The 7,460-nt window shown below is 42.0% G+C and carries 6 protein-coding genes; all 6 read right to left on the bottom strand.

The window, feature by feature from the left end; all coding sequences use genetic code 11:
- Window positions 1-425 (bottom strand): sulfatase-like hydrolase/transferase (locus ABZB17_RS18090; RefSeq protein WP_372652220.1); only part of this gene is annotated, 425 nt, incomplete at its 3' end.
- Window positions 426-455: 30 nt separating this feature from the next.
- Window positions 456-1,820: a family 43 glycosylhydrolase gene (locus ABZB17_RS18095; protein ID WP_372652222.1), complete on the bottom strand. Its 1,365-nt coding sequence runs from the start codon at window positions 1,818-1,820 to the stop codon at window positions 456-458.
- A gap of 35 nt (window positions 1,821-1,855) precedes the next feature.
- Window positions 1,856-4,270, bottom strand: coding sequence for a glycoside hydrolase N-terminal domain-containing protein (locus ABZB17_RS18100; RefSeq protein WP_372652224.1), 2,415 nt, complete (start codon window positions 4,268-4,270; stop codon window positions 1,856-1,858).
- A gap of 333 nt (window positions 4,271-4,603) precedes the next feature.
- A complete protein-coding gene (locus ABZB17_RS18105) occupies window positions 4,604-5,950 on the bottom strand; it encodes an alpha-L-fucosidase (RefSeq protein ID WP_372652225.1) in 1,347 nt (448 codons plus the stop codon).
- 149 nt (window positions 5,951-6,099) lie between these two features.
- Window positions 6,100-6,978: an alpha/beta hydrolase gene (locus ABZB17_RS18110; RefSeq protein ID WP_372652227.1), complete on the bottom strand. Its 879-nt coding sequence runs from the start codon at window positions 6,976-6,978 to the stop codon at window positions 6,100-6,102.
- A 4-nt stretch (window positions 6,979-6,982) separates the two neighbouring features.
- Window positions 6,983-7,460: hypothetical protein (locus tag ABZB17_RS18115; RefSeq protein WP_372652229.1), on the bottom strand; the 478-nt coding region annotated here is incomplete at its 5' end.

Below are 7,460 nucleotides of genomic sequence, written 5' to 3' on the forward strand. Positions count from 1 at the left end.
AAAATTTTAAACTGGTCGAATCCTTTCGGGCTATTGCCAAAATGCAATTTGCCAAACATGGCAGTCTGGTAACCGGCATCCTGCAACAACTGAGGAAAAGTAACCTGAGTTGTATCAAAGGGGAAATAATTGTCGGTTTTCCCGTTAATGTGCGTGTGTTTTCCGGTTAAAATAACGGCACGAGATGGTGCACAAATGGAGTTGGTAACACATGCGTTGGTAAAAATCATCCCTTCGTTGGCAATTCGATCGATGTTTGGTGTTTTTGTAAGCTTATCATCGTAAGCACTAATGGCCTGGTAGGCATGATCGTCGGCCATCATAAAAATGATGTTAGGACGTTGGGGTTCTTCTTTGTTAATTTCTTTGACCTCACACGAATACGTAACCAAGGCTATAAGAACTATTAAAATCGTATTTTTCATTTCTATTTATTTTGTTTTTCAATTCTTGTGTTATTTCGTTAATTCCTCATTCTCAAATACCTGTTCCAATTTAATGTAATCGAGCGCAAAATAACCTTCCGATGGGTTCCAGTTACTGCGGAGTATTCGCACCAGGTTATCTCCGGCTTTTAATTCAACAATGCCAAAGTCAATTTCGCGAAAGGTTTCAGACTGAGGAAACTTAAATTCTCTGTACTGATGGCTATTTATCAGGATATCGTGGTTTGATTCTCCGTCGGGTGAAGCATACCTTACTATAAACCGATATTTTGAAGGTTTGGCAACCTGTGCCAAAATAGAAACATGGTCGTAAGGATTATCGAAATGGGTAACGTAGCCCTTACCACTGTATCCTTCTATCCAGGTATCCACATTTACATTATACAGCTCTCCGCCTGCTGCAAAACCGTTTTCTGCTTCCAGCTTTAAGGTTGTTTTAGTTCGTTTTGCATTTCCCAAACCTTCTTTCGAAGGTACAATAGGAATGATATTTCCCTCCTCGTCGTAGTTTAAATAATCGGCCATTACACAACGGGTTTCGCTTAAACCACCCGACAACCAGGCGCTGTGGTAAAACATAATGTCTTTCCCTTTGTACGTAACCGTACCACCGTGATTGGTACCACTTTGGCCTTCAAAATCGTCGATAAAACACCCTTTAAATTCATAAGGCCCCAATGGTTGATCGGCAACAGCATAGAACATTTTTTCGGGCCATCTGCGTGGTGTTAATCCGGGGTAGGTCAAATAATATTTCCCTTTGTATTTATGTACCCAGGGGCCTTCAAAAACATGGGTTAATTGAGACGTTAATTCGATATAGGTCTCAGGCTTTATCGACATTAAGTCGGCATTCAGCTCGGCTGCAAAACATTTGCGATCGTGCCCCCAAAACAGGTAAGGCTTTCCATCATCATCGATAAAAAGTGCCGGATCCTGCCCAAATTCCACCCCTTTTACATAACCCAGATCGGTAAAAGGCCCTTCAGGAACGTCGCTACGTGCAATACCTGTCCGGAACAAACCTATTCCGGCTTCTTTCATACAATAAATCAGGTAATATTTTCCACGATAGTAAGCGGCATCCAATGCCCAGGCGTGGCTTTCTGCCCAGTCAACATTTTCAAGATGTAATATGCGGCCATGGTCGGTCCAGTTTACGAGGTCGGTGGTAGAAAAGCAGTGGTAACCAGTCATTCCGTAATGGTTATTCGAGCCGGGTTCATCATGGCTGGTGTATACCCAAAGGCGATCGTCGTTTGGCCAAACATGAGGCGACGGATCTGCTGTAAAGACGTGGGTAAAAATTGGGTTTTGTGCGTATGTATTAGTTAGTGTTAAACCAATAACGAATATGAAAATAAGTTTCTTCATTTTAATTCTCTGTAAAAAAAGTTCCATTTCTTTTTTTATTTCTTCACCAGAAAAATGGTTTGTCCTGCTTCTGTGGGAATCTCATATATAAAGTTATCTTTCACTTCAAATTCCTTCATATCAGCTTTTTCTGAAATAATCGGTTTTTGAATTGATGGAACCTGGTAGAACGGATTTTTATTAACTCCTTCAGCGAATGCTAAAGCTTCACCACCTTCCAAACGAAGTTCGTTGTATGAACGAATTCTGCAATTTCCTCCTAGTTTCGATTTAATAACTGCCTTAACCACTTCCCCTTCTTTCCATTCCAGCAATTCTATTTCGAAACCACCACGTGCCCTTAGTCCGCTTACTTTTCCTGTTGGCCACACATCGGGTAAGGCCGGCAGCAGTTGAATAGCGCCATCGTGACTTTGCAGCAACATTTCGCTTAAACCTGAGGTAAATCCAAAGTTACCATCGATCTGGAAAGGCGGATGTGCATCCAGCATATTGGCATAAGTACCTCCTCCACGCGTACCAGGAACGCCAACTAATTTTATTTGGTCTGTCATCATCTTATAAGCATGGTTACCGTCAAGCAAACGTGCCCATTGGTTAATTTTCCAGTTCATGCTCCAGCCGGTTGACGGATCGCCACGGTAAACCAAAGTGTTTCGGGTAGCTTCGGCCAACTCCGGAGTTCTGAAAGGCGAAAACTGGTTAGACGGATGCATGGCATATAAGTGTGAAATATGACGGTGCTTGTCGTCGGGGCTGTCCCAGTCTTGAATCCATTCCTGAATTTGACCGTATTGTCCAATTTGGTTAGGAGCCAGATTTGGAAGGGTATCTTCAATCTTTTGTATTAATTCAGAATCGGTATTTAATAGGCTTGCTGCCTCTGCTGTTTTAGTCAGCATATCGAAAATGAGTTGATTGTCCATGGAGGTGGCATAGGCAATATTCACATTTTTTGGCATGTGGGCCGGACGGTTTTCGGGCGAAGTAGAAGGCGCAAAAATTAACCAGCCATTATCGGGTTCCGGTGTTAAAAAGCTCAGGCAAAACTCGGCAGAACCTTTCATCGCCGGATATACTTCTTTTAAATATTCCAAATCGCCGCTATACAAATATTTTTCCCATAAATGCTGGCTCAACCATAAACCACCACTTGGCCACATGCCCCAGGTAGCCCCATCAACCGGGCCGCAAATACGCCATAAATCGGTGTTGTGATGGCATACCCAGCCCTCGGCTCCGTACATATCCTGTGCTGTTTTCTGTCCGGTAACAGAAAGCTCTTTTACCATTTCAATCAGTGGCTCGTGCATTTCGCTGAGGTTGGTCATTTCTGCCGGCCAATAATTCATTTCCAGGTTAATGTTTACCGTATAGGCACTTTTCCACGGAGGATAAAGCTCATGCGCCCAAATCCCTTGCAGGTTTGCTGGTTGTCCGCCAGGTTGCGAAGAACAAATTAACAGGTAACGACCATATTGAAAATATAAAGCAGCCAACGCCGGATCGTTACCCTGACTGAATTCTTTGATACGCACATTGGTTGGATTTTTGATCGAATCGGTAACTCCTAAATCCAATGAAACACGGTCGAAATAACTGCGGTAATACGAAGAATGGTCAGCAATTAATTCCTGATACGCTTTCTTTTCGGCCTTAGCGATATAGTCACTTACTCGCTTATGTTCATCGGCACTAACATCGTTATAGTTTACAAAGTTGGTAGCTATTGAAATATACAAAGTTGCACTGTTTGCACCAGATAAGGTCAGGCTTGTATCCGTAGCAGCTAAGGTTCCTCCTTCGGGAACTATTTTCAGCCTCGATTCAAACTTAACACGGCCTTCAACAGGCGTTTTTACTCCCCGGGCGGCTACATCGCTGCTTGTCCCGGTCATGCTTAACTCATTTTCCCCTTTAGTCTTCACCTCGACCACTGCCGGTGCAGGACGATCCATTCCGGCACTGAAACTAATCTTCCCTTTTTCGCTGGCCGTAAGCCGAATTACAATTACCTGATCAGGAAAGGATGTAAAGACTTCGCGCTTAAACGTTACACCGTCAACCGTATACATCGACTTCGTCACCGCATTTTCAATATCCAACTCACGATAATAATCAGAATAGTTCTCATGGCCTTCAAAATTCAGTCTCAAATTTCCAATTGTTTCGTAGGGCATACCATGCGCTACTTTTGAAATAATTTTTGCATTAGCCAACTTATGCGCTTCTTCATACTTACCATCAAAAAGTAATTGGCGTATGTCGTCCAGTATTGCTTTTGCATAGGGATTATCATTACGGTGTGGTCCACCACCCCAAAGCGTTTCCTCGTTTAACTGGATGTTTTCTTTATCCGGGATACCATAAACCATGGCTCCTATGCGTCCGTTACCAATAGGCAATGCTTCGTTCCAATTGGCTGCCGGGGCATTGTACCAGAGTTTCAATTTGTGGGTTTGCTCATTCGTTTTATTGCAACCAGCAAACAGAAGGCCGAATAGAAACAGGGAGATAAATAAATTACTAAAAATTTGCATAAAAATAGGTTGATAATTTTTGGTTTAAATATTCTTTAGCTTACATAGGCTCTGCTGAATTTTAACAGTTTAACAGCTACAAGAGTAATAAAAATCGAATATTTATATTAACACCAATAGTGCATGCATTGGTAATTATGTTGCATCTGGGGTGGTTTTGAAGCTAAGAAACGTGAGGCAAAAAAAAAAGATTCCGATTCGCAACATGGAACAGGAATCTTTCTCACAAAAACATAGTTTCGTTTATTGCGCTAATTCGAGTTTTATAACCGAAGCAATGTTGTCGGGAGCATTTTTGGGTAAAGCTACAATTGAGCCATCAACTTCAAGTTTCTTACCACCATCAACCAAATTTGCCTTTATTACTTTTAGTTTTTCATCAATCATCAGTTTTCCATCTTCAGGCCAATCAAAAACATGGGCATAAACTACCTTGTCTTTGCTGGTATAGCGTCCCCACTCGGGCCGGTTAACCGGACTGGCTTTACAGCCATAAATCGACTCGCTGTTCGTATCCATCCAATCACCCATTGAGGTAAGTATTTCGATACTCTCTGTTGGGATAACACCCAATCCATCAGGGCCAACATTGAGCAAGAAATTTCCTCCTTTCGATACAATGTCAATCAGGCTATGAATTAGCTTTTCATCACTTTTCCACTTTTTATCCGATGGTTTATAGCCCCACGAGCCGTTCATAGTAAAACAGGCTTCCCAGTCCGAATCAATTCCGGTGGCAGGCACTTCTTTTTCGGGTGTACCAAAATCGCCGGCAAAATTCCCTTCCACATTCATTCCGGCCATTCCGTTACGGCCTTTGTCAACGCGGTTATTTACAATGGTATTGGGCTGAAGTTCCATAATCATTTCGTACATTTCTTTTCCCATTTCGGTAGTGTAATCAGCTATCCATTCGCCATCAAACCAAACCACGCCAATATCGCCATAATTGGTAAGCAATTCACGCACCTGAGGTTTTAGGTAATTTTCGAAATATTTTGGAAACTCCGGATTCGATTTGGTTTGGTCTTTTTGCCCCACGTTGTAATGCGGGTAAAATATAGATTGTGCCTGCGGATGATGCCAGTCGGTAATGGAGTGATAGAAACAAAAAACAATGTCCTCTTTTCTGCAAGCTTCTGCTAACTCTTTTACCACATCTCGGCCAAAATCGGTGCGTTTTACAATGTTGTAGTCGCTTATTTTCGAGTTCCACATGGCGAAACCATCGTGGTGTTTCGATGTTAAAACGATGTATTTCATACCTGCATTTTTGGCAATACGCACCCATTCTTCGGCATCGAATTTAACAGGTTCAAACACATCAACCACCTCTTTTTCGTAATCTTCAATGGTGTAATCCAGTTTGTCCATAATCCACTCGGCACCACCACCACAAACTTTTCCATTACGTTCGCCACCGGGAACAGCATAAGGTCCCCAGTGAATAAACATCCCAAAACGGGCATCGCGCCACCAGGCCATACGTTCGTCGGTACTAAGCTTTTTTGTTTGTTTTTGTGCAAAGCCTGTGCTAATCAGCATGAGCAGTACCAGGCTTAGTGTAATTCTTCTTTTTAAATTTTTCATATTAATTGTTTTTGTTTGTATTTCAATTTCCTTGCTCTAATAAAGAAAACTAACACATGACGCATTTTCAATCCTCAAAGATTCCTTAAAAATGAGATCCAAGATTAATTAGCATCATCGTTAATGGCAATGAGTTATTTTGAATTCAATTATATTTTTGGCTTACCTTTAACATACCCTAACGATTTTAAAAACCGGTCTGCTTCGCGCACAGTTTCCACATAAAATTTACCATCGTATTTGTAGTTATTAAAAAAACCGTGCCCAGCGTCATCGTACAAAAACAAATCGCAACGGCAACCCGCTTCATCCATTTTTGCCTTGTAGTTTTCGGCTACAGAAGCAGGAATCAGATGGTCTTCTCGCCCCAGAAAAACAATTGTAGGCGGGGCATCTTTTGAGATGTTATGAGCCGGCGATATTTCGCTCCAGCGTTCGCCCATACGCTCATGGCAGAAACCTTCGGGGCCATTATCAAACACAGGGTTAAACAAAACCAGTGCATTGGCTTTCGAACTAATATTTAAATCTTCATCCGGTTCATCAAGTGTTGGGCAAACACCGGTTACAGCTGCCAAATGCCCTCCGGCAGATCCCCCTGAGGCTGCAATTTTTTCGGTATCAATATTTAATTCGCTTGCGTATTGGCGCAAAAAACGAATGGCCGACTTGGCATCAGCACTAGCTTCATAAGGAGTCGTTTTGTGCCTCGATTTTACGCGATAGTCTGCCAACACCGTAATCATTCCTCTTGATGCAAAGTATTCAGCTTGTGGTTTAAACTGTTCTGTTGTTCCACCGTTCCAGCCGCCACCAAAAAAGAAAATAATGGCAGGGTATTTTTTGTTCTTTTTGAATTTTGGTGGATAACGGAAAGTGAGGTCGAGCCTTACACTATCTATTTTTTTATAGGTTAATAAGAATGGTTTTGTACTGTCTATATTTCTTAACTCATCGTTTGGACTTTGTGCTTGCGACACTGATGCGCAAAACAAAATCAGAATAATAGATTTTATTATTTTCATCATGATTTTATAGTTTTTCAATATAAACATAGTAGGCCGGATGAATACGGTTCATTTCATCAATCAACTGCGCTTCCATATCGTATTTTCCGGCAGGAATATTTAGCTTAAATGTTACTTCTTTCTGCCCCTCTTTTATGTCAACCTTTTTGGTTTGACCCGCTACATATAAATGTGCTTTGGTAAAATCATTTTTCACGGCAGCAGGTGCTGTTTTGTCGAGTTCAATACGTTTTTCCTGGGCCGGGAAAGTAGCGTTGATAGCATGCCCGCTCTCGCGTGGGAAACGGCGAAGTACAATATTATACTCTCCTCCGGTAACAAATTCGACTTTCCAGCAACCACCGGCCTGCTCGCCCGTTATGGCTCCGTTTTGGTGCCACACTCCTTTATAAGCCCCAATAATTAAGTCGTGCGACATTATTTTTGTCGGATTTTCATAAGGTGTTCCAACTTTTATATAGGCATATTTCTCATCCACCCCT

The organism is Draconibacterium sp., assembly GCF_041583095.1.
Taxonomy (GTDB): Bacteria; Bacteroidota; Bacteroidia; order Bacteroidales; family Prolixibacteraceae; genus Draconibacterium.

Coding starts and splice junctions, on each gene's coding strand:
- ABZB17_RS18095 (WP_372652222.1), bottom strand. CDS start 1,820: ATGAAGAAACTTATTTTCATATTCGTTATTGGTTTAACACTAACTAAT.
- ABZB17_RS18105 (WP_372652225.1), bottom strand. CDS start 5,950: ATGAAAAATTTAAAAAGAAGAATTACACTAAGCCTGGTACTGCTCATG.
- ABZB17_RS18110 (WP_372652227.1), bottom strand. CDS start 6,978: ATGATGAAAATAATAAAATCTATTATTCTGATTTTGTTTTGCGCATCA.